This is a genomic window from Bacillus sp. z26, from assembly GCF_058313635.1.
On sequence record NZ_JBZFQM010000001.1, the window covers coordinates 466,689 to 487,208 of the forward strand.

Annotated in this window: 26 protein-coding genes and 1 pseudogene; 6 read left to right on the plus strand and 21 right to left on the minus strand. The window is 35.1% G+C overall.

The genetic code is table 11. From position 1 onward, the window contains the following. The first annotated feature begins 16 nt into the window (after positions 1 to 16). Entirely contained in the window at positions 17 to 373 is a 357-nt protein-coding gene (locus tag AC4G3K_RS02155; RefSeq protein WP_491132315.1) for a cupin domain-containing protein, read from the plus strand. 142 nt (positions 374 to 515) lie between these two features. Here AC4G3K_RS02155 and AC4G3K_RS02160 read toward each other — a convergent pair whose 3' ends face one another. The 14 genes and pseudogenes from AC4G3K_RS02160 to AC4G3K_RS02225 all read right to left on the minus strand — a co-directional run bounded on the left by AC4G3K_RS02160 (position 516) and on the right by AC4G3K_RS02225 (position 11,108). Beyond that, positions 516 to 1,775 (minus strand): cytochrome P450 family protein, encoded by a 1,260-nt coding sequence (locus AC4G3K_RS02160; protein WP_491132316.1) that lies wholly within the window; start codon positions 1,773 to 1,775, stop codon positions 516 to 518. A 433-nt stretch (positions 1,776 to 2,208) separates the two neighbouring features. After that, positions 2,209 to 2,751: a T6SS immunity protein Tdi1 domain-containing protein gene (locus AC4G3K_RS02165; protein WP_491132317.1), complete on the minus strand. Its 543-nt coding sequence runs from the start codon at positions 2,749 to 2,751 to the stop codon at positions 2,209 to 2,211. Between the two features lie 12 nt (positions 2,752 to 2,763). Then, a complete protein-coding gene (locus tag AC4G3K_RS02170; RefSeq protein ID WP_491132650.1) occupies positions 2,764 to 2,883 on the minus strand; it encodes a hypothetical protein in 120 nt (39 codons plus the stop codon). Positions 2,884 to 3,193: 310 nt separating this feature from the next. After that, positions 3,194 to 3,673, minus strand: a complete 480-nt coding sequence (locus AC4G3K_RS02175; protein ID WP_491132318.1) for an immunity protein YezG family protein — start codon at positions 3,671 to 3,673, stop codon at positions 3,194 to 3,196. A gap of 4 nt (positions 3,674 to 3,677) precedes the next feature. Next, positions 3,678 to 3,953: a DNA/RNA non-specific endonuclease gene (locus AC4G3K_RS02180; RefSeq protein ID WP_491132319.1), complete on the minus strand. Its 276-nt coding sequence runs from the start codon at positions 3,951 to 3,953 to the stop codon at positions 3,678 to 3,680. A gap of 604 nt (positions 3,954 to 4,557) precedes the next feature. Next, the gene (locus tag AC4G3K_RS02185) at positions 4,558 to 5,103 is read right to left on the minus strand and encodes a T6SS immunity protein Tdi1 domain-containing protein (RefSeq protein WP_491132320.1); all 546 of its coding nucleotides are present in this window, start codon (positions 5,101 to 5,103) and stop codon (positions 4,558 to 4,560) included. Between the two features lie 25 nt (positions 5,104 to 5,128). Next, positions 5,129 to 5,344, minus strand: coding sequence for a polymorphic toxin type 15 domain-containing protein (locus AC4G3K_RS02190; RefSeq protein WP_491132321.1), 216 nt, complete (start codon positions 5,342 to 5,344; stop codon positions 5,129 to 5,131). 515 nt (positions 5,345 to 5,859) lie between these two features. Next, on the minus strand, positions 5,860 to 6,315 hold the full coding sequence (locus AC4G3K_RS02195) for a DUF600 domain-containing protein (protein ID WP_491132322.1): 456 nt from the start codon (positions 6,313 to 6,315) through the stop codon (positions 5,860 to 5,862). 21 nt (positions 6,316 to 6,336) lie between these two features. After that, positions 6,337 to 6,495 (minus strand): DNA/RNA non-specific endonuclease, encoded by a 159-nt coding sequence (locus tag AC4G3K_RS02200; RefSeq protein ID WP_491132323.1) that lies wholly within the window; start codon positions 6,493 to 6,495, stop codon positions 6,337 to 6,339. 118 nt (positions 6,496 to 6,613) lie between these two features. Then, positions 6,614 to 7,156, minus strand: a complete 543-nt coding sequence (locus AC4G3K_RS02205; protein ID WP_491132324.1) for a T6SS immunity protein Tdi1 domain-containing protein — start codon at positions 7,154 to 7,156, stop codon at positions 6,614 to 6,616. A gap of 17 nt (positions 7,157 to 7,173) precedes the next feature. Continuing rightward, a pseudogene (locus AC4G3K_RS02210) lies at positions 7,174 to 7,368 on the minus strand (polymorphic toxin type 15 domain-containing protein); the annotation flags it as partial. A 280-nt stretch (positions 7,369 to 7,648) separates the two neighbouring features. Then, a complete protein-coding gene (locus tag AC4G3K_RS02215) occupies positions 7,649 to 8,104 on the minus strand; it encodes a DUF600 domain-containing protein (RefSeq protein WP_491075647.1) in 456 nt (151 codons plus the stop codon). A gap of 17 nt (positions 8,105 to 8,121) precedes the next feature. Further along, positions 8,122 to 9,867 (minus strand): DNA/RNA non-specific endonuclease, encoded by a 1,746-nt coding sequence (locus AC4G3K_RS02220; RefSeq protein WP_491132325.1) that lies wholly within the window; start codon positions 9,865 to 9,867, stop codon positions 8,122 to 8,124. Positions 9,868 to 10,133: 266 nt separating this feature from the next. After that, positions 10,134 to 11,108, minus strand: coding sequence for an ADP-ribosylglycohydrolase family protein (locus AC4G3K_RS02225; RefSeq protein ID WP_491075653.1), 975 nt, complete (start codon positions 11,106 to 11,108; stop codon positions 10,134 to 10,136). 193 nt (positions 11,109 to 11,301) lie between these two features. Between AC4G3K_RS02225 and AC4G3K_RS02230 the strand changes: the two genes are divergently transcribed. From AC4G3K_RS02230 to AC4G3K_RS02250, 5 genes are all read left to right on the plus strand, one after another. Next, a complete protein-coding gene (locus tag AC4G3K_RS02230) occupies positions 11,302 to 12,399 on the plus strand; it encodes a YkvI family membrane protein (RefSeq protein WP_491132326.1) in 1,098 nt (365 codons plus the stop codon). Positions 12,400 to 12,543: 144 nt separating this feature from the next. After that, positions 12,544 to 12,969 (plus strand): HIT family protein, encoded by a 426-nt coding sequence (locus AC4G3K_RS02235; RefSeq protein WP_491132327.1) that lies wholly within the window; start codon positions 12,544 to 12,546, stop codon positions 12,967 to 12,969. Between the two features lie 197 nt (positions 12,970 to 13,166). Continuing rightward, on the plus strand, positions 13,167 to 14,027 hold the full coding sequence (locus AC4G3K_RS02240) for a transporter substrate-binding domain-containing protein (RefSeq protein WP_491132328.1): 861 nt from the start codon (positions 13,167 to 13,169) through the stop codon (positions 14,025 to 14,027). A gap of 20 nt (positions 14,028 to 14,047) precedes the next feature. Beyond that, positions 14,048 to 14,731, plus strand: coding sequence for an amino acid ABC transporter permease (locus AC4G3K_RS02245; protein WP_491132329.1), 684 nt, complete (start codon positions 14,048 to 14,050; stop codon positions 14,729 to 14,731). Positions 14,732 to 14,967: 236 nt separating this feature from the next. Next, positions 14,968 to 15,408: a YybH family protein gene (locus tag AC4G3K_RS02250; protein WP_491132330.1), complete on the plus strand. Its 441-nt coding sequence runs from the start codon at positions 14,968 to 14,970 to the stop codon at positions 15,406 to 15,408. Between the two features lie 158 nt (positions 15,409 to 15,566). On the opposite strand, the gene yiaA is transcribed toward AC4G3K_RS02250, so the two are convergent. From yiaA to AC4G3K_RS02285, 7 genes are all read right to left on the minus strand, one after another. After that, complete coding sequence (yiaA, locus tag AC4G3K_RS02255) at positions 15,567 to 16,034, minus strand: inner membrane protein YiaA (protein WP_491075659.1); 468 nt, start codon at positions 16,032 to 16,034, stop codon at positions 15,567 to 15,569. Positions 16,035 to 16,215: 181 nt separating this feature from the next. Next, a complete protein-coding gene (locus tag AC4G3K_RS02260; RefSeq protein ID WP_491132331.1) occupies positions 16,216 to 16,833 on the minus strand; it encodes a polysaccharide deacetylase family protein in 618 nt (205 codons plus the stop codon). 135 nt (positions 16,834 to 16,968) lie between these two features. After that, on the minus strand, positions 16,969 to 17,943 hold the full coding sequence (locus AC4G3K_RS02265) for a proline dehydrogenase family protein (RefSeq protein ID WP_491132332.1): 975 nt from the start codon (positions 17,941 to 17,943) through the stop codon (positions 16,969 to 16,971). Between the two features lie 493 nt (positions 17,944 to 18,436). Continuing rightward, positions 18,437 to 18,811 (minus strand): DUF4234 domain-containing protein, encoded by a 375-nt coding sequence (locus AC4G3K_RS02270; RefSeq protein WP_491132333.1) that lies wholly within the window; start codon positions 18,809 to 18,811, stop codon positions 18,437 to 18,439. 14 nt (positions 18,812 to 18,825) lie between these two features. After that, positions 18,826 to 18,996: a hypothetical protein gene (locus AC4G3K_RS02275; RefSeq protein ID WP_491132334.1), complete on the minus strand. Its 171-nt coding sequence runs from the start codon at positions 18,994 to 18,996 to the stop codon at positions 18,826 to 18,828. A 156-nt stretch (positions 18,997 to 19,152) separates the two neighbouring features. Then, positions 19,153 to 19,758: a hypothetical protein gene (locus AC4G3K_RS02280; RefSeq protein WP_491132335.1), complete on the minus strand. Its 606-nt coding sequence runs from the start codon at positions 19,756 to 19,758 to the stop codon at positions 19,153 to 19,155. 242 nt (positions 19,759 to 20,000) lie between these two features. Further along, on the minus strand, positions 20,001 to 20,474 hold the full coding sequence (locus AC4G3K_RS02285; protein ID WP_491132336.1) for a hypothetical protein: 474 nt from the start codon (positions 20,472 to 20,474) through the stop codon (positions 20,001 to 20,003). Positions 20,475 to 20,520: the final 46 nt, after the last annotated feature.

Sequence of the window (20,520 nt, forward strand, 5' to 3'; positions counted from 1 at the left end):
AAAGGAGTGGTAGGAAATGTCAGTTATCAACGAGAATGAAAAAGAATATCGGTTTAAAGATAGCGGTCCTAAATATCTTTTAAAAGGACCAAGAATGAATTTCGGCGTAGTCGTATTACAGCCAGGGCAGGACTTCACCGCACATTATCACACCATTATGGAGGAAAACTTCTTTATCCTAGAAGGCGAATTGGAAATCCATATCGACAATGAAATCTTCCAATGCAAGAAAGGCGATTTCATCCATGTTGAACCTAAGAAAGTCCACTACTTGATCAACAAGGGGGACACTATTCTGAAGGCGGCTTTCATGCTGGCACCCTATCAAATACAGGACAAGATTGATGTTGAGGATTATAAACCTTACGGGTGAGACTAGTCTGCAAAGGAAGTAAATAACTAAAAGTAAAAGGAAAGCATTCATTTAAAGCATATAGCAAAAAAGCCAAAACCTTCGCAAATCTGGTTTTGGCTTTTTTGGCTATCATGAACTTATCTCTAAGTTTTAATATAAACTAAAAAGCAACAGGAAGTGAATCAAGCCCCTGTGAGGAAAGAGCAAACTGCCATTCAATTTTATCCTGTGGTACATTCAGTCTTAAGTTAGGGAAACGTTTTAATAGCGTAGTGAATGCAATATCTCCTTCTACGCGCGCAAGCGGAGATCCCAGACATGAGTGCAGGCCAAGTCCAAAGGCAAGATGCTGATCAATTTTTCTCTTAATATCTAAACCCTCTGAATCAGTAAATACCTCTTCATCACGATTAGCGGCTTTTACCATCACAAGAACCATATCTCCTTTTTTGATTGTCTGGCCACTTATCTCTACGTCTTCCTTTGCAAAGCGTGGACCAACACTCGTGGATGGACCGTTGAAACGTAATAATTCTTCTACAGCTGATGGTACTAAACTGAGATCATTTTTTAATGTTTCAAGTTGTTCTGGGTGTTCAAATAGCAGCATCGACCCCGTTGCGATTAAGTTGGATGTTGTTTCATGCCCAGCAAAAATTAATAAAGTAATCATCGAGATTAATTCTGATTCATCCAGTCTTTCGCCCTCTGATTCGATCGCAATTAGCTGACTAATTAAATCATCAGAAGGATGTTCTCTCTTTTTCGCAACCAGATTTTTCGTGTATTCTCCAAATTCCTGTAAATGCGCTACTACAGTAGGGTCTTGTCTTCCCCATCCCATCCCCTTCGCAATCGCAGAGGACCATATATTGAGTTTTTCGCGATCTTCGTGTGGCACACCTAACATTTCTGAAATCACATTAATTGGTAATGGATAAGCATAGTCTTTTACAAGATCCATTTCACCTTTAGATTGAACTTTATCCAATAATTCATCAGCAATTTCTTGAATACGTGGTCGTAATCCTTCCATATATCTCGGTGTAAATGCTTTTGAGACCAACATACGTAATCTTCTATGGTCTATTCCATCTACAAAAAGCATAGATTTTCCAGTAAAGAAGGTATCTGGTGCTGAGGAATCTTCCTCACTCTTAATCTTATCTCTAAAACCTTTTTCTCCGTCAATAGAGGCTGGATCTACAGTGAATTGTTTGTGGTTTTTAAGGATTTGAATCGCTTCATTCATATGTACAACCATCCAAGCTTGACGATCTGTTTCTCCTAAAGGGTTGGGAATCGAAACGACTGGTCCTATCTCGCGCATTTTTGCAAATATAGAAAATGGGTCTTCATTGCTTTTTCCACTTAATACACCCAGAACCTGATTGGATATCATTTCATCTGTCTTATTCATTAGTCTACCTACCTTCCAAAATAGTTTCTCAAAGTTTTTTATTATCATTCTTATTATTCATTCAAGAAAACTAAAATACTCTGTTTATAGTACTTTAATTTGTGCATTCTATTTTTAGAATACTACTACCCTACTACGGAGTAAATGCGAGTAAAGTACTTTTTTCGTGTAGGTATAAGGAAGGGGCAGCATGAAAAGTCCCGTCATGCCACATGCAAATAGATGTCTTTTAAACTATATCTATTTCTGGCTGGTTAGCTCTAAGGTGGATAGGTTAAATAATACCTTATCCAATAAAAAAAGAACCTGTACAAAAGTCATCTTGAATCTTTTTTAAATAGAATATAGATGCATGTGGATTAAAAAAAACACTAGTTGCCTAATAGGCAATCAAGTGCTTATCGTTTAATTCTATAACATACCCTCAAATATATTACTGAACGGGTCCCATACATTCAGTAATAATAAGAATATGTTCCTTCAATTTGACTTTCTTTAGGTTCTCAACTTTTTCTGGTCCACCTAGACCTAAGAGAGGTGTATAACCGAAGCATTCATCATATTCCAAATCACCATTTTGTTTAAGGGCTTCGGGATAAGGTTGCCACTTTAAATACTCGTCTCGAAATTTTTCTGAATCTAAACTTTTAAAAAAGTATAAAAAGTTTGGCATAAGTGTTTTAAGCACACCATATCTAAAATTAAGCAACCTAATATAACCATCAGCCCATATTACTAAATCTCCCATACTTGTTCCATATAACACTACAGAGTCCGTATATCTTTGACTACTCTCTTTTAAAAGATCAATATACTCGTCTGGATTGACGCTTTTAAAATATCCTTGCATAAAGGTTCCAAATCCATAATCCTCCCACAAATCGATTATTTCTTTTGGGACTAGATTTTTATATTTCTCGACAATTTCGTTAGATACCTTACTATTTAATTTAAAATCTCTTAAAATATTTTCCATTAAAAAAACTCCTTAGTGTGTTAATTTTACATTCAGATGGATATTTTTTATTTCCTCAGATGTCATATTTTTAGCCATTTCCCTTATTTGTTCATCAACGACATCAATTCTATATCTCCATTGGGAACATATACTTTTTTAAAGGTTGTTACTTTTTATCTCCTCAAACCACTCCTCAGCATTTTGACGGGCTGTTTTAGTATCATGTATACATATCTGCTTGCAATTCACTAAATTTATCTTCAAATTCTTTCTTACTACTATTTCTTCTTTGATTAATTACCAAAAATGACCATTTGTCTTTTCGATACAAGTTGCGGTCTTACATCATTCAATTCATGTTATGTATACTAAAAGATTTTAAATTCAAGTGAAATTATGGTAACTAGCATACTTAAAAGCACTTGTTATCTAAACCATAGACAATCAAGTGCTTTTAAGCTTACTTTTCTTCAAATTCTTTCATCTTATCAATTAACTGTGATTCTTGCTGTTCTTTATTTTTATTTACATATTTGTGTTCGAAATATTTAATCCTATCTGTTGGACCAAAATCGCTATCAAGCCAATTAGTATAATCAAAATAAACAGTCAATTTGCTTTCATCTTTAACTATTAATGTAACTGAGAACCAAGGTTCTTGATCATTATCAATAAAAATTTGTTGGAGGCTTACAGTTAGTTCAAATAACTTATGAAGTTCTTTATTATATCTTCTTTTATCTACGCTATAAAACTTAGGGATATAGTGCGAAAAAACATACTGATTTTCGCCTTTTGGAGTAAAAAAGAAGAAAACTCCTCCATCTTTTTCTTTTACTTCCCCATTAAAATAGAAATTATCCCATTCTACTGGTATCATATCGTTAACCTGTTGTGCGATTTTATTATATAGACTGTTTAAATCTAATTCAAAACTCATCTTCTTAACCCCCTGATTTATTTGCAATCTCACGTATAACTGGAAATTCACCTTCTATTTCATATTCGATTATAAAGCTATCTGGTCTCATAGAATTATTAGAGTAAACTGGCTCAATATTAACAGAGACTTTCTTGGGTGGTATCTCTTTCAAGGCATTAGCCCACTCAGTCTCCATTTCATACCAGACTCCACCCCTTCTATTAATCTGGCTATTTTGTGGGACAAGATTGTCGATATCACCAGGTCCATTAAACTGTGTCAATTTCTCTAACTTCATTAACACTATGCCCCGTACCCGCAGACTTTAAATTAATCATACGAAACCTTCAGGGGTTGCTACTAATACTCCTAGATTTTAATTATTTCTAACCCTGATAATCAAGGAGACCATTTTTCCGCCTTCGACAATGATTATATCTTTATAAAGCATGAGAATTACGAAAGCTATTTTGTCTTCCAGGAATTAATGCTTTATAAAACAAAAGCACTTGTTACCTAAAAGGAACTCAAGTGCTAATTTTTAAATCATAGGGATAACTGCAACTATAAACGGTTAACAACTTTTTATTTAATAACTCTAATCCAAAAACTCATCAATTATTAGCAAATCGCATGTCCTTGATTTGTATAATAGGGAAATCATTAATTATACTGAATACACAAAGTCAACTGCAAACATATTACCTATTGATTGTTTGAAATCAGTAAATCCATATATCATTCCACCAACCTTAGACTATATCATGATTATATACTTTTAAAAGATAAGTTGGGATTAGCCAATTAATAATTGTCATTCAGCATTAGTTAATCTTAAATCTCCCTTTTAGTTCGCACTATAATAATATCAAAGTATTGGATTATTGTTTTTATTTAGCAAACTAGGCAATAGGTCCGGTCAATTGGGTTATTAACAAAATATGTTCAAATAATTTTACCTTTTTTAGATTTTCAACTTTTTCTGAACCACCCAGTCCTAGTAGGGGAACGTACCCAAAACATTCTTCGAAATCGGGAACGCCATATTTCTCGACTGCAAGATTATATTGATCCGAATCTAAATATTTTTCACAAAAGCTTTTATCGGTTAAATCCGAGAAAAAAAATTCAAAACCTGCAGATATTCCTTTGAATATCCCTTTTCTATATTCAATTAATCTTAAATACCGGTTCTCTTCCCAGCATATAATATCCCCCATCCCAGTGGAAAAAATCGGAATAGAAATGTTACCACGAAAATATGATTCTTCCACCAAATCTTTATAATCATCTGGATTAATTATTTTTAAGTAACCATTTAAAAAGCTCCCAAACCCGTAATTTTCCCACACATTGATTAATTCTTCTGGTACTTTATTTTTATACTTTGTAATTGTTTCATCATTTACAGACTTATATAATTTAAAGTCCAAAAAAACAGTGCTCATTTTAATTACTCCTTAACAAGTATATTTAATTAGTTAACTTTACATTTAGATAAGTACTTTTTAGTTCCTCATTAGTCAAATGTTTAGCCATTTCTCTAATTTTCTCATCCACTATATCAATTCTATATTTCCACTGCGATCCGATAGAAGAGTTAATACCTTTATCCCCCATCCCACCAATTTTAAGTGGATTTCCCCCTGCTATTTGATTAGGGTTATGAAGAGCAGCTTGTGTAGACATCCATTTGTTTGCCTATTTTTCTGCTTCATCTAATGATAAACCACTTCTTCTCAATTCTGTAACTTTTTCTAAGTAGGAATTCTCTCTTGCCGCTTGTTGTTCGTAGCCTAGTAGTGGTAATATCGGAAGCAGTATTGACGAGTCTCTAGATCTGACCAAGACATTATATTTCTCTCTAAGAAAAAACACCTGATTCCCCTAGGCAATCAAGTGCTTTATAACTAATAAATTATTTAATTTTATTTCCTTTTAAAATAATGCCTCTTTTTAATATCGTATTTTTTGGCGTTTTACCTTAAAAAATACTTTGTAAATTTCATCTAGAATCTCGCATAGCTATCGTACTTACTTTCATAACAAGATATTGTTATACAATTCCATGATGGTACAACCTTCATGGATTCGTGATTTTTATATTTAAGAATGTTATACAATAATATTTTTTACTTAAATTACTCCTTTGATTCACTTTAGTAGCCTTTATGAAAGTGCAGATTCATTGTACGTTTCAACGATTAGAGGTTATTACTTTTTATCTCCTCAAACCATTCATCAGCAATATGATCCGCTGTTTTAATATCGTCATTCGTATATATTAAATCATATCTATATTCAGCCTTGAATTTACCACTCTTAACATCGTATATTAATTTCATCTCTGTTGGCATGTCTCGTTCATATTCTTTACATAGTTTTTCGATTTTTTCAATATCTTCACATATTATGCGTAATACCGCAATCATCCGATTTAGAGACACATCATATTTCTCTTCACCATCTCCCAATGCATCGTTCACTTTATGACATTCTACATATTTATTGTTAATACAATAAAAGTAACTTCCGGAGATAACTCCTTCTTCACGTGAAGCATAAACATACACTTTATCCGCTCTATCCTCGACATATTCCATACATATTGATATCATATCTGCTTGCAACTCACTAAACTTATCCTCAAATTCTTTCATACTACTTTTTCACTCCTTATTTTAATTTTTAATAACTTTATAGCCTGGTTTGCCATCAATAAAGTAATTTACTATAAATTTCTCTGGACGCATACCATTCCCAGCGTAAACTATTTCAACATCAACCTTTACAGGTTTTGGTGGTATTTCTTTTAAAGCTTTAGCCCATTCATCGTTCAACAGTTAATTTTGCCATAAAAAAACCCCCGTAAAAATTAGATTAGTGTCTAACTTTTACGGGCAGTTCAGTAATGCAATCTAGTGCTTATCATTTATTTTTATAATACACCCTCAAATATTACTGAACAGGTCCCATAAATTCAGTAATAATAAGAATATGTTCCTTCAATTTGACCTTCTTTAGGTTCTCAACTTTTTCTGGTCCACCTAGACCTAAGAGAGGTGTATAACCGAAGCATTCATCATATTCCAAATCACCATTTTGTTTAAGGGCTTCGGGATAAGGTTGCCAAGACAATTCTTCTTCTCTAAATTCAGGGTCAGAAATATTTTGAAAGAAAAATTCAAATGTAAACATAATTGTCTTAACTAATCCATATCTGTAATTAAGAAGTCTAACATACCCATCTGACCAGATAATTAGGTCTCCCATGGCCGTAGCAAACAGCACGATTGAACTCTTATATCTTTGACTACTTTCCTCTACAATCTCTTTAAATTCCTCTGGATTTACACTTTTAAAATATCCCTGCATAAAAATTCCAAATCCATAATCCTGCCACAAAGCGATTATTTCTTTCGGGACTAGATTTTTATATTTCTCGACAATACCGTTAGAAACCTTACTATTTAATTTAAAATCTCTTAAGATATTTCCCATTAAAAAATCTCCTTAATTTACATCCAGATGGGTATTTTTATTTCCTCAGGTGTCATATTTTTAGCCATTTCCCTTATTTGTTCATAAGCGACAACTATATTTCCAACCGAAGAATTTATACCTTTATCTTCCAATCCTCCTATTAATCCTGCCTTTCCATCTGCTATCTGGTCTGGATTATGAAGTGCATTTTGGGTATTTAGCCATTCTTTAGCTTTTTTTCTGCTTCATCAAAAGATTTTCATCTCTAGCTGTTTGTTACGCAGCATTACCTTCTATTGCTCTCCCTCAGCAATAAATCTTTCTCTATTTTTCACAATTTAGCAATATAACTTGCAGTTTATTCTAAAAAACGCCCTTAAAAATTAGAAACCTTCCTAACCTTTAAGGGGCAATTCATAATCAAATACTTTTTATAAAAAAATCTATTAATCTGATTTAACTCACATTAATAGCCTTTTATCAGGACAAATCCATGGCACGTATAAACTTTTAAAGGTTGTTACTTTTTATCTCCTCAAACCACTCCTCAGCAATCTGACGGGCTGTTTTAGTATCATGATTAGTATAAATTAATTCATACTTGTATTCGGCTTTAAAGCGGCCACTCTTAACATCATATATTAATTTCATCTCCGTTGGCATATCTCTTTTATATTCCTTACACAATAATTTTATTTTTTCAATATCCTCATTTATGATATCTAAAACCATAAATCCTCGTTCTGGAGACACATCATATTTTTCATCTCCATCTTCCAACGCATCATTTACTTTATGACTCTTTACGTACTTATTGTTAATCAAATAAAAGTATCTACTGGATATAACACTTTCTTCACATGATGCATAAACATATACTCTATCCGCTCGATCTTCAACAAATTCCATACAAATAGAAATCATATCTGCTTGCAATTCACTAAATTTATCTTCAAATTCTTTCATAATCCTATAATCACTCCCTAGATATTTAGAAGAACTTCTTTGTTCCATTCACCATCAATAGTATAATTTACTATAAATTTCTCTGGACGCATGCCATTACCAGTGTAAACTATTCCCACATCAACCGTAACCTTTTTGGGAGGTATTTCTTTTAAAGCTGCAGCCCATTCATCTTCAATTTTCTTATATTGCTTTAAATTAACATCTGATAATTGTGAAACCAGATTGTCGAGTTTAGGTGACCCACCAAACCTATCACCTGCTAAATGCCCAGCATGATCTTGTCCTTTTACTTTACCCAGTGTATTTTTACTATGTGGGAGTCTATCTGTCCGTGTAGTTAATTGTAATTCTTCTGTTTCAAATTTTATAATCCTGCCTGCATTATCTGTTTCATAGAAGTAATCATATTCTCCAGTTTTATATCTGATATTAGGCCTTAATCTATTTTTTCTTCCGTTTGTAAAATGTTCTCCGTTGCCAACTAATGATTTGGTTCCATTTACCGAAGTACTTCCTGCACCCGTACCCGCAGACTTTAAATTAATCCCTTCAAACCGACTCAAAAAATCTTTTAAATTATTTTCATACGTATGTGTGTTTTCAAATGTTTCTTTGAATCCGAAACCTTCAGGGGTTGCAACTTGTCTTCCGAGGTTTAAGTTCTTAGTCCAGGTTATCCCGGTATCGACTGCTCTTCCGACATCGACGAGATCCCGTGCCACTTTATGGACAGCTACATTTTTGGCATCATTTATGGCATTTGTCGCACTTCTTAGCCTAGTAGTGGCAAAATCGGAGGCAGAATTGGCCAGGTGCCTGACTCGCTGAGTACCAGCGGCGATAGTGGTGCCAGCTGTTCGTATTCCTGCTCCTAATTGTCCCATACGCTCCCCAAGATGAGCAAATTTGACTCCCTTGGCAAATTTGGAGACAGCTCCTGCAGCAGGGATAATATCAAGCGGCGCTAACAATCCCCTTGTCCAACGCTCTGATGTGCTTAATTCCCTACCGGATACTATATCCTTCCCAGATATAGCGGAAGTGATTTCCATTGCTCCATAAGCTGCCCCTAATGCGATTCCAGCTGGGGGGCATACTAGAGATACCCCCACTATCACAACAAGGGCTGCAATTCCTACCCAAAATTCCTTGTTTTCCTGTTGATCCCGGATCGATTCATACTCAAAGGCTCGCGAGTTGACTGCAGCCATTCGATATTCCTTTTCGGATATCTCTTGATCTGGATTGTTGACCTTCCATTCTTCAAATTGTTGTTTCATCTGATCCGCATAAAAATTGCCACCGCTCAATAAATCATCGATGCCTACTTCCGTTTTCGGCACTTCCATTCTAGTTGTGCCCGCCCCGTAACCATATTGCACCGTCTCTTTGGCGCCTATTCGATTGTCGGTTGTATAAGTCGAAATAGAAAGGTCTCGCACGGATTGGACAAAATCATCCATGTCCTTATAGAACGGCTCATCAATCGTCCGATCTACAATATCCCCAACTTTCCCCGTAAAGCGGTGTAAAACAGAGAAATCATCAGATAAGCTGTTATAGTGACTTTTTTGGCTTGTGTGATGGAAAGAAATCACACCGTCGACATCATATTTTGCAATGTCTCTTTCTGCATCTTCTAATACTTCATTAACATCCTTTAAATGATCAAAAAATCCAGCCCCAAATCCATGACCTAATAAGTCACCAAGTCCCGCTCGCATTTTTTCCCAATCGGCAGGAATATATTTCACATCCATAGAAGACCCCTTTCCTGATCTTTAGGTCCATGTTGCTTCTCTAGGATGATTCGTTCTCATTAGACAGTCTTCTATCTTTTATTCTCCACGTGGTAATTAATCCCTTTTAATCATTTATAAAATGAATCTTTTCACCCAACGGATCAGTAAAATTAATAGGACAAATAGCATATAATCCATCAAAAAAAGGACCTGTTCAAAAGTCATTCCTCCTTGACTTTTGATCAGGTCCTTGCTAAATATTCATCATATATTCTTTTCTAAGATTAGTTCGCCTTCTCCACGCAATAGGCATAAAAGCGATCACAAAGGTTAACGATTTTATCTTTACTGACCAGTGTATTCACCCATTTTTTTGGTATATTGTCCATTCCGTAATACATACCAGCCATTGTACCAGTTATAAAAGCAATCGTATCCGTATCACTGCCCAGATTAACTGCTTCAAGTACAGCATCTTCATACGTAGGATGTTTAAAGAAACACCAGAATGCTGCTTCAAGCGAATGAACGACATAGCCATCTGAGCGAATATCATCACGTTGAGCTTCCAGTAAGCTTCGATTAAAGATTCGTTCATATGCATCAAACTCACGTGTATACACATCCTCTAAGGCGAGTTCTTTCTGGCATATGTTGATAGCCATTTCCAATGAATCCGCGGGAGAATGTTTATGGAATAAATTTAATAAGAATTCGACGTAGATCATCGTACCAAGTGTAGATCTTGGATGGCCATGGGTCACGTGTGCAATGCGCTCTATTTCCTTTTTCCTCATCTGAAAATCAGTCTCTTGCCATAATGTAAAGACAAGAGGAGCTATACGCATGAGCGCACCATTTCCATTATCGTATTCCGATTTTCCTCCACATTGGACAGCCGGTATACCTTTCTTAAAACGGTCAATAGCCGTTACAGTTGCAATGCCAATGTCAAACATCTCCCCATATGGTGTCCAATACCCTTGATCACGGTAGGCAACAAAACGGTTCATCAAATCCGTTTCATCTTTTTCTTCTATTAGATTTTCAATCAGACACATTGTCAATGATGTATCATCGGACCATGTTCCTGGAGGCATATTATAAGTTCCATACCCAATCATATCTGTAACGCCCGCATTTCTCGCTTTAAACTCCACCGGCACACCAAGAGCATCCCCGATAATGCCACCTAAAATAGTAGAATATAACGTTTCTTTTATTCTCTCTGCTGGAATCAAATTACTTTTTGGGGTCATATTTTCTCCTCCGATACCGCCTTTTCATTCATTTTATCAAATGAATTGTTTTTTCTAAAACGGTAATTATTATCCCATCTAAAAATCGAATAATATTTTCTGATATTTGTGATAAAACAGATAATATGTTAATATATCAAAATACTTAATTAACAGATATCTCTTTAAAATCCATATACAAAGGACTGATAAAATGAAACAAAGTTTATATCTTGCCGGTGCATTTGTCGGAGTTATTGTTGGCGCGGGATTTGGCTCTGGTCAAGAAATCATGCAGTTTTTTACGAATTTTGGCTTTTATAGCATACCGGCCATTTTGCTGGCGACCGTATTATTCTCTCTTATTGCTATGCAGCTTTCACAATTGGGCAGCCATATGCAAGCCACCTCACATAAAGAAATAATTGAAGTTCTTTGCGGGCGTTTTCTTGGTCAGGCAGTGGATATTATTCTATCTTTCTTTTTATTCGGTGTTGGTGTAATCATGATTGCAGGCTCTGGGTCGATCGTTGAGCAACAGTTTGGCATTCCTGCCTTTTGGGGTTCGATGTTTATGACTGTTATCACTGTTTTGACTATGCTGTTAAAAGTAGAAAAAATCATTGGAATTATTGGCTCAATCACACCATTTTTATTAGTCATTATGATTTTCATTGCAGGACATGCGCTATTTACCAATGGCATTAACCCTATGGAAATAGAGCGGAACGTTGATTTGGACAAAGCAGCTGCTTCAAATTGGTTCATGTCTGCATTGCTTTATGTATCCTTCAATGTTGCAGTCGGATTCTCCATGCTATCTGTTATTAGCGGAACGTTAAAAAATAAAAAGCAGGCAGCTATTGGCGGTATCATCGGCGGTATCCTGCTTGGTGTACTCTTGCTGCTGATCAATATAGGCATGATGACTGATATGCCCAATATGCAAATTGTAGAGATGCCTACTCTATTTTTAGCGAATAATATCTCGCCATTCATTGGGAACCTATTATCTATTATTCTGCTGGCGATGATTTACAATACATGTGTGGGAATGTTTTATGCGTTTACAGTACGGCTTATTCCACAAGGACGCTTCTTTCACCCTTCAGTCGTTATCTTCGGAGTAATCGGTTTTGGCCTTAGCTTTGCAGGTTTTAGTACATTGGTCAATACAGTATACCCAATCATGGGCTATGTCGGATTTATTCTACTCGCAGCCATTGGCTGGTCCTGGATTAAATCTAAGCATCATGCTCCCGAAATTAAACGGATAAACTCTATGGATGAAAAAGAAAAGAAAGCAGTTTAAATCATTGAAGTGACCCCCCGTTCCGCTTATAGGTACGGGGGTTTTTTAATCTTATTTTCTATGGAATGTAGTTAGTTTTATAAAATTTTCCTCCTCACTTTTTTGAATTATGTATATAATTTAATGTAAATGGGAGGCTCTGAAATGAACTGCTTTGGCTGTAAATTAGCAAATAAAGAAGAAAATGTTCATGCGGTATTTGAGGATGATTATATTTGCTGTATTTTGGATCATGATCCTTATAATGAAGGACATGTTTTAATTTTGCCTAAAAAACATATTCGATATTATGATGAGTTGGACGAAAATACCGCAAACTCGGTCATGATGGCAGCAAAGATGATATCAAAAGCGATAAAGAATTTGTTCAATCCTGATGGAATTACTATCTGTCAAAACGGTGGAGTTTTTGATGAATTAACCCATTTTCATATGCATGTTGTTCCTAGATATAAAGGTCAAAACTTTGCAGATTTCTATTCTGAAGATGGAAAAACACTCGTCGATCAGGAACATGATCTAGAAGAGACGAAAAGAAAAATGATTGAAATGATAAAGGCTTTGGATTAGTTTCCACAGCTTTTTTTGTCCCCCAATACATTTTTTTAATCCGGCATTTGTTCTTTTATGTTGGATTACATATCAACGATTTATAACAAAAAGAAATTACCCAAAACACCACTCTAGAGTTTATTATGTAAGATCCTTTTTAATCTCAGATGACATATACATTTTTTTCGGGATATAATGGTAGTCGAGGTGAAAAAATGGCAAATAAAAATAGATTTAAACGACTTATATCCATTCTAACAATTGCAATCCTGACTTTGGTTGCTGCCGCATGCAGCAGTGACAAAAACGAAGAAAGTAAAAAAGAAGAAACGAGCGGTTGGGATACCATTAAAGAAGCCGGCAAATTAAAAGTTGCGACTTCCGGTACTTTATATCCTGCTTCCTATCATGATTCAAAATCTAATGAATTAACCGGTTATGACGTGGAAGTGACACGAGAAATAGCCAAGCGATTGAACCTGGAAGTAGAATTTGTCGAAATGGCTTTTGATGGAATGCTGTCCTCCATCAACAACGGACAAGCAGACATTGCTGTGAATGATATTACGGCTACAGATGAGAGAAAAGAGAAATTTGCTTTCACTGATCCCTACAAACATTCCTACGGTGCAGCCATTGTGAGGAAATCTGATTTATCTGGCATCAAAGGTCTTGATAGCTTAAAAGGTAAAAAAGCTGCCGGTGAAGCAACTACTACCTATATGGAAGTAGCTCGGGTACACGATGCAGAAGAAGTCATCTACGACAATGCGACAAATGATCAGTATTTGCGAGATGTATCCACTGGGAGAACAGATATTATTCTTAATGATTATTATACTCAGCGTTTAGCAGTTGCTGCATTCCCTGAATTCGATATTACGGTTCATCCGGATATAAGATATAATCCTAGTAATCAAGCCATTTTGATGAAAAAAGATAATAGTGAATTACTAAAAGAAATAAATAAAGTATTGGAAGAAATGAAGTCTGATGGGACAATGTCGGAGCTTTCAAAAAAATTCTATGATGGAGCAGATGTCACAAAGGAAGTTCAATTCGACTCAGCTAAATAAGTGGTTGAAAGGGAATCAACATGGCAGATATTCAATGGCAATACCTATTTAATCCAGAATTAGCACTTGATTCATTGCCATATGTTCTTGAAGGATTATCGAATACCCTCTTGATTTCATTTATCAGTATGGCTTTTGGATTAGTAATAGGTTTCTTTTTAGCACTTGGGCGGAGCTCAAAAAGTAAATTATTGCGCTGGCCAGCCAGCATGTATATCTCTTTTATGCGCGGCGTACCTATTCTTGTTATCATCTTTATTCTTTATTTTGGCTTTCCGATTATAGGCATTGAATTCACCGCCATGCAAGCAGCTATCATTGGTTTCAGTATCAACAGTGCAGCTTATATTGCTGAAATCAATCGTTCTGCAATTGGATCTGTCGATAAAGGACAATGGGAGGCTTCTCAATCATTAGGTTTATCCTACTGGAAAACCATGGGTGGCATCATTTTTCCACAAGCTGTACGGATTGCACTTCCCCCTCTTTCTAATGTATTGCTGGATTTAATTAAAGCCTCTTCATTAGCGGCAATGATTACGGTACCTGAAATTTTTCAGCATGCCAAAATTGTTGGAGGACGGGAATTTGATTATATGACGATGTACATACTTGTTGCCATCATCTATTGGTGCATATGTGCGGCGGTATCCCTTTTGCAGCGCTATTTGGAGAAAAGAGCAGAAGTATATTTACAAAAATAGAATAGATTAGTACGACTGTTTTGCACACAAGAGTAAATGCAATACCGAAAATGCCTGGAGATGCTCCAGGCATTTTTTTCGTACAATCCAAAAATGCTCCAGCGGCCTATCATACACTTAAAATACTAAATAAAGCAAAGGCTGGGAGTAAGTAAAGAAGGAAGATACGTTTGAGTATAGAATGTATCTAAAGTAACATTCTTACATTTATGAATTTAGTGAAGGAGATGCACATATTGAAAGAAAGCTTTTTCAAAGTTCAAGACGTACTTAATAATTACAAAACAGCCGTTTACGAAAAAGATGTTGAAAAATTCTTATCCATGTATGCTTCCGAAATACATATTTATGATTGCTGGGTGAACTGGGAGAGTAAGGGTATTTCTGCATGGGAGAAAGGTGTTGTGGAGTGGTTTAATGGATTGAGTGAGGATGGTGTTTTACTTAAAGTTGATTTTAATGACCTAGTAGTTGAAGAAAATTCTCATCTCGCATATGTACATTGTGCTGTAACCTTTGCTGCTCACCAAGAAGAATCTGGTGAAAAACTTCGTCAAATTACAAATCGGTTCACATATGGTTTAAAAAAAGTGAATGAATCTTGGGTCATAGCTCATGAACATTCATCATTGCCTATAAATAAAGAAACTGGCAAGGGCATTGTTAACTTGAAGTAAAAAACAAACTCTTTTAATACCATATAATCAACTACTATGATTCCAGTCCAAGATATAATCCTTGTTTAGTGAAAAGGCTATTACTGTTGAAAACAAATAGAGGCTGATGGTCAGCCCCTTAGATTGAATAAATCACGAGTTATACAGAATGGATAAGACTAGTCTCGTTCTTTGGCTTTCTGTGTATCTCGAATATTTTTTTGAACGGTTATGGCAGCGAATACACTTAATACAAATGACATTCCATAAAATCCTTTTTCACTCAAATCAATACTTCCTGCATTGTACAGCCCAATGCCCATCAAGGCAATCGCTACAATAAGAGCAAACCAACTGATACCATAATAAATGGCTGTCACAGGTATATCCTCATCTCTATCTCTAACCGCTTTTTGTAAGGATACAGCTGAATAAAGTCCAAATACTAATATTGCAAAATAATACCCTTTTTCATTTAATTCCATAGAAGCATTAAATAAACCTATGAGATAAGCAGCAACTCCTACTAATAATGCCGCCCACGTCGCGCCTTTAAAGGCTCCCGTCGGCTCCCCCGGATGTCGTTCGACTTTCTTTTTAGCAACACTTTGTTCGTTATCTACTAAATACTCATTCTCATTAGACACTAAACCTTCCACCTCTTCTCTATATAAATATGCACGATGTAAAGCGGAATTCCGCCTCCATATCTATTATATAGAATATTCTTACAAATTAGTACATATTATCCTGTTTGTCGTTTTCTTTTCTGTATAAGGGACTCAGATGATGATTTATTTACCTCATCATTAAATGTACTCCTCTATCTTATAATCGATTATCTTTATGAAAGTTTAGAGAAAAATGATTGGATTCGTCATACCTTTCAAATTCATAGCCTGCTTCCTTAATACTTTCGATAATGCCTGGCAGGGCTTCGATGGTATCTTTATTTTCATGAATTAATATGATTTCTTCAGGGCCGTTCAATTGATTCAGAATTTCTTTTTTTATATTTGCTGGATTGTTTTGTGGCTGCCAATCCTTTGAATCGATCGTCCAATCCCATATCTTTAATCCAGCGTGGACAGCCTGATCGCGAAATTGATCATTTAGTCCAGGAGAAGAACCATATGGACAACGAAATAGGGTTGGTAGAATCCCGACCTGCTTTTCAATCAATTTTTGTGTTTCGAGTATTTCTTCTACGATTCTTCCCTTTTTGTACAATCTATTGAAACTATGACTCATTGAATGCATACCGATATAATCTCCCCGGTTTACGTACTCCTTCGTCATATCCGGGTATTTCTTCATATTATTTCCTATTAGAAAATGAGTGGCAGGAATATCATATCGATTCAGTACCTCAATTAACTTCATTGTATAAAGACTTGGGCCATCATCAATCGTTAAATATACTACTTTTCTTTCTTTTAGGCACACTTTTAAGATCCTTTCGTATGTAACCATTTCTAATTCCAAAAATAAAAAATTTCTGAATGATATATCAATTTATACAACACATGAATTTTATACAAAAGCCACTGCCCTCGTATTTCGAGCAGTGGCTAATAATATCTATTTATTCTTTTTGGATAATCTGCCAAGTAAAAAAGCACCCGCAGCTATGCCCAATATGGTATTTGTTTTTTTAGTGAATACTTGTTTTGTGACAAGATTAATATTTTGAGGCCTTTCAGCTAAGCGTCTCATAAAATAACCATACCAGTCAGTTCCAAAGGGAACATACGTGCAAAACTGATAGCCCTCTTCAGCCAATGCCATTTGCATATCCTGACGGAAACCATAGAGCATTTGGAACTCAAATTTTTCATTAGGAATATGATGCTCTATTACAAATTGCTTAACATGATTAATGACATGATGATCATGTGTAGCAATCGAGGTGAACTTTCCATTTAACAAATGATACTCGATCAATTTGATATAGTTTTCATCAATCTCAGATTTGACTTGGTAAGCTAGATCTGCCGTTTCCTTATAGGCGCCTTTCACAATACGGAGTCTATAATTTTTATATTGTTGTATATCATTTTCCGCTCGGCGAAAGTATGCTTGAATAACTGTTCCAACATTTTGATAGTTTTCAGATATATTATCTAATAAGTCAAAGGAAGGCTGAAGACGGGAGTGGTTCTCCATGTCAATGTTTATAAAAATATCATATTTTGAAGCCGCTTCCACAATTTCCAATAGATTGGCTTGACAGAAATCATAATCAATATCTAATCCCAACTGAGATGGCTTCAAAGAAATATGAGCATCAACTTCATTTTCATGAATAGCTTCAATAACTTCTACTATTTGATCCTTTGCCTTTAAAGCTTCTTCTTTCTTACTGACAAACTCCCCTAGGTTATCTACTGTACAAGAAATCCCATATTTATTTAAATCTTTTATACTCTCAATTGTTTCGGCTATATTTGTACCGGCAACTACACTCTGTGCACCCATTTTCAAACCATATTTTTGAGCTGCACGATTTAAAAACTGGTTTTCAGAAAGAGCAATAAAGAAATCTTTAACAATCATTATGAACACCCCTTGTACTAGTTAGATACCATATATTACTTGAGAACATGATAAATACTCACCTTCGATTAAACTCATATTTTCATATAATCTTTATAAAGCGCTTACATATTCCAATATATTCATAATATAATATATTCTGAAATATCTCTATAAGAATACTCAATATTTTACATATTTTCACTGATTATTCCATAAATCAATCGTATAATCACTTTTTTAGTGTAGTAGATTTATGCTATACACCTTCTGAATAGGAAGAAATGCCGCTCATCTAAATCATTTCAACAGATCCTCCGCTCCTAACAAGAAGAAAATCCATCAAGCTATGTGAACCAAAAATGTAAGCATACATCTTACTTTTTGGAAGGTACCACATAACATCATGGATTTCTTTTATCATCCTGTACTGGATTGGTATATGAATGGAAAGCTAAAAGAATTCCTAATCCTTTATAGGATACAAAATAATTAAAACGGTTTGGCAATCCTTTTATACCGGCATTTTTTGAGCTTTATTTTGTAAAAAATGAATGGTATTTTCTTGAGTTTGAATTAATCCCATAGCCATCAATCCACCCATTGGCAAGATGGCTAGCAATCCACAAATTATAGACTGGTCGGGAATTCCTCTGTATCCCTGTTCCTGAGCATATAAATAAATCATTTTGGCTGTTTTATAATGCCAGTAAATGGCGTAGATCTTGATTGTAACGATACATAATAGGACTTCAATCACAGGCAGTACTTTTCTCTCCTCTTTCAAAATAGATTCAGAAGTAGAAAAAATCCAATAAAAATAATAAATGCTAAACGTCACTAATGATAAGAGTACAAGTTGAAAGATATTCCGTTCTTTTATAACCATTCCTATTCCTCCCATTAACTAAAGACTGCTTTATTTTCCATAAATTTCTTTCCGCAATCGTGACAGGTATATTGCATCTTATTCATCCCAAAAATACCTGCTGTAATGGTGTAGCCTTTTTTCTTTTTCGTTAGATTTTCACTTCCGCAAACTGGGCATTTTGCTATTTTGTTAATTGTTGTCAATTTCTCCATTCCTTTCGTTTTAATTTTTTAATCATAGGTGAAATTAAGTTATGTAAAGAGTTAAAGATAACGTGAAGATACGCACTTTGAGGTCATTCATTGGAGATACTCTTAAGTAGTAATTGCAGGGGTGGATTGTTGTTTTTTAAGTTTACGTTATCTTATAAAGGTTTCAATATATTCGTCGGTAAATGGCTTATCAAGGACTTGTTCACTCATTAAATTACTTTCTAAATTTTTAAGTAAATGCAGCAAATAAACATAGTTAAACCACACATGGCTTCCTTTGTCTAAATCTAATGGTAAAGACGAGAAGCTTACATTATTATTCTTATTTATATATCTAATCGTTATCTGATCGTCTTCCACCATGCCCAAAAAAGATTGTGGTTTCATGCTGGTAAAGCTGTAGTGATTCTTTTCAATCCCTAATATTTTCATCTTCTCTTCAAAATCGGCAAAAGATGTAACCTCATGTACGATTGGAGAAATAGTACAATACTTGTCAAAATAAAAAGATTGCAGTCTTTTCAGCACAAAGTATTTAGTCCCTTCCTTCTCTGTTGCAAATTCCTTATGGTCAAAAATCCCGGGAGGTGGGTCCATTTCATAATCGACTCCTGAATACTCCCAGCAGTCATCCTTTTTTAATAATTGGTAATAATTATTAGCCAGAGGCTGCTTCTCTTTTAAAAAATTCTTTTCATACTGCACTGACAAACCCACGGATGCAAGGATTCGATAGGCTTGTTCCATGTTCATTAAAAGCACCTCCTTTATTTGATTAATAGATGTTTTCGAATACTATTATCCATCTCGCTGAACGATGCCCTTCATAACTGGATAAATCGTAACTTTGGCTGGATTATGTCTATTCAGCCGGACTACTCGCTCTGCTGGCTGGATTATTTATGAATTTGGCTCTATTTCTTTGGAGATTGGCTGGATTACACGCTCATTCGGATGGATTACTTATTATTTTAAAAGTTTGATATTGGATTCTATTAATACGCCAAATTGCTCTTTGTCAGCTTCCCTGTCATTCTATCAATCTTAAAATGCCAAAGGTTTCTGTCGATAAGATCTGTCGTCGGAATTTCACAAACTACGGTTGGTACTTGATTGACTGATGATAAGTAAAGACTTTTATAAGTCGATGGAATCTCTGAAATAAACTTATTTTCTCCGCTTAATTGATAAGCTGCCATTTTATTTTTTCCATCAACCTCATGATAGTGTATGATAATAAGCTTCTCTTCCATATATGGTTTTACATCTATGATATGGTTTACTTGAATGGTCACTTTGTGATTGTTAGGTCCCCATGTAATAGAACCTGATATCTTGTCAAACACCACCCATTCTTCACCTTTAAAAGACAAATATAGAAATCGGTTTTCGATAAATTCCATTCCACACACCAGGTATATCAAGTTTTGCTCTTCATCCACACTCGCAAATATAATATTTTCAGCCACGTACTCCCTTTTAACATCTTTATATATCCAACTAAGTGAATATTTG

What these genes read in the sequence shown, in the direction of transcription:
- AC4G3K_RS02155 (WP_491132315.1), top strand. Translation starts at nt 17, where the DNA reads ATGTCAGTTATCAACGAGAATGAAAAAGAATATCGGTTTAAAGATAGC.
- AC4G3K_RS02160 (WP_491132316.1), bottom strand. Translation starts at nt 1,775, where the DNA reads ATGAATAAGACAGATGAAATGATATCCAATCAGGTTCTGGGTGTATTA.
- AC4G3K_RS02165 (WP_491132317.1), bottom strand. Translation starts at nt 2,751, where the DNA reads ATGGAAAATATTTTAAGAGATTTTAAATTAAATAGTAAGGTATCTAAC.
- AC4G3K_RS02175 (WP_491132318.1), bottom strand. Translation starts at nt 3,673, where the DNA reads ATGAGTTTTGAATTAGATTTAAACAGTCTATATAATAAAATCGCACAA.
- AC4G3K_RS02180 (WP_491132319.1), bottom strand. Translation starts at nt 3,953, where the DNA reads ATGAAGTTAGAGAAATTGACACAGTTTAATGGACCTGGTGATATCGAC.
- AC4G3K_RS02185 (WP_491132320.1), bottom strand. Translation starts at nt 5,103, where the DNA reads ATGAGCACTGTTTTTTTGGACTTTAAATTATATAAGTCTGTAAATGAT.
- AC4G3K_RS02190 (WP_491132321.1), bottom strand. Translation starts at nt 5,344, where the DNA reads ATGTCTACACAAGCTGCTCTTCATAACCCTAATCAAATAGCAGGGGGA.
- AC4G3K_RS02195 (WP_491132322.1), bottom strand. Translation starts at nt 6,315, where the DNA reads ATGAAAGAATTTGAGGATAAGTTTAGTGAGTTGCAAGCAGATATGATA.
- AC4G3K_RS02205 (WP_491132324.1), bottom strand. Translation starts at nt 7,156, where the DNA reads ATGGGAAATATCTTAAGAGATTTTAAATTAAATAGTAAGGTTTCTAAC.
- AC4G3K_RS02215 (WP_491075647.1), bottom strand. Translation starts at nt 8,104, where the DNA reads ATGAAAGAATTTGAAGATAAATTTAGTGAATTGCAAGCAGATATGATT.
- AC4G3K_RS02220 (WP_491132325.1), bottom strand. Translation starts at nt 9,867, where the DNA reads ATGGATGTGAAATATATTCCTGCCGATTGGGAAAAAATGCGAGCGGGA.
- AC4G3K_RS02225 (WP_491075653.1), bottom strand. Translation starts at nt 11,108, where the DNA reads ATGACCCCAAAAAGTAATTTGATTCCAGCAGAGAGAATAAAAGAAACG.
- AC4G3K_RS02230 (WP_491132326.1), top strand. Translation starts at nt 11,302, where the DNA reads ATGAAACAAAGTTTATATCTTGCCGGTGCATTTGTCGGAGTTATTGTT.
- AC4G3K_RS02235 (WP_491132327.1), top strand. Translation starts at nt 12,544, where the DNA reads ATGAACTGCTTTGGCTGTAAATTAGCAAATAAAGAAGAAAATGTTCAT.
- AC4G3K_RS02240 (WP_491132328.1), top strand. Translation starts at nt 13,167, where the DNA reads ATGGCAAATAAAAATAGATTTAAACGACTTATATCCATTCTAACAATT.
- AC4G3K_RS02245 (WP_491132329.1), top strand. Translation starts at nt 14,048, where the DNA reads ATGGCAGATATTCAATGGCAATACCTATTTAATCCAGAATTAGCACTT.
- AC4G3K_RS02265 (WP_491132332.1), bottom strand. Translation starts at nt 17,943, where the DNA reads ATGATTGTTAAAGATTTCTTTATTGCTCTTTCTGAAAACCAGTTTTTA.
- AC4G3K_RS02270 (WP_491132333.1), bottom strand. Translation starts at nt 18,811, where the DNA reads ATGGTTATAAAAGAACGGAATATCTTTCAACTTGTACTCTTATCATTA.
- AC4G3K_RS02280 (WP_491132335.1), bottom strand. Translation starts at nt 19,758, where the DNA reads ATGAACATGGAACAAGCCTATCGAATCCTTGCATCCGTGGGTTTGTCA.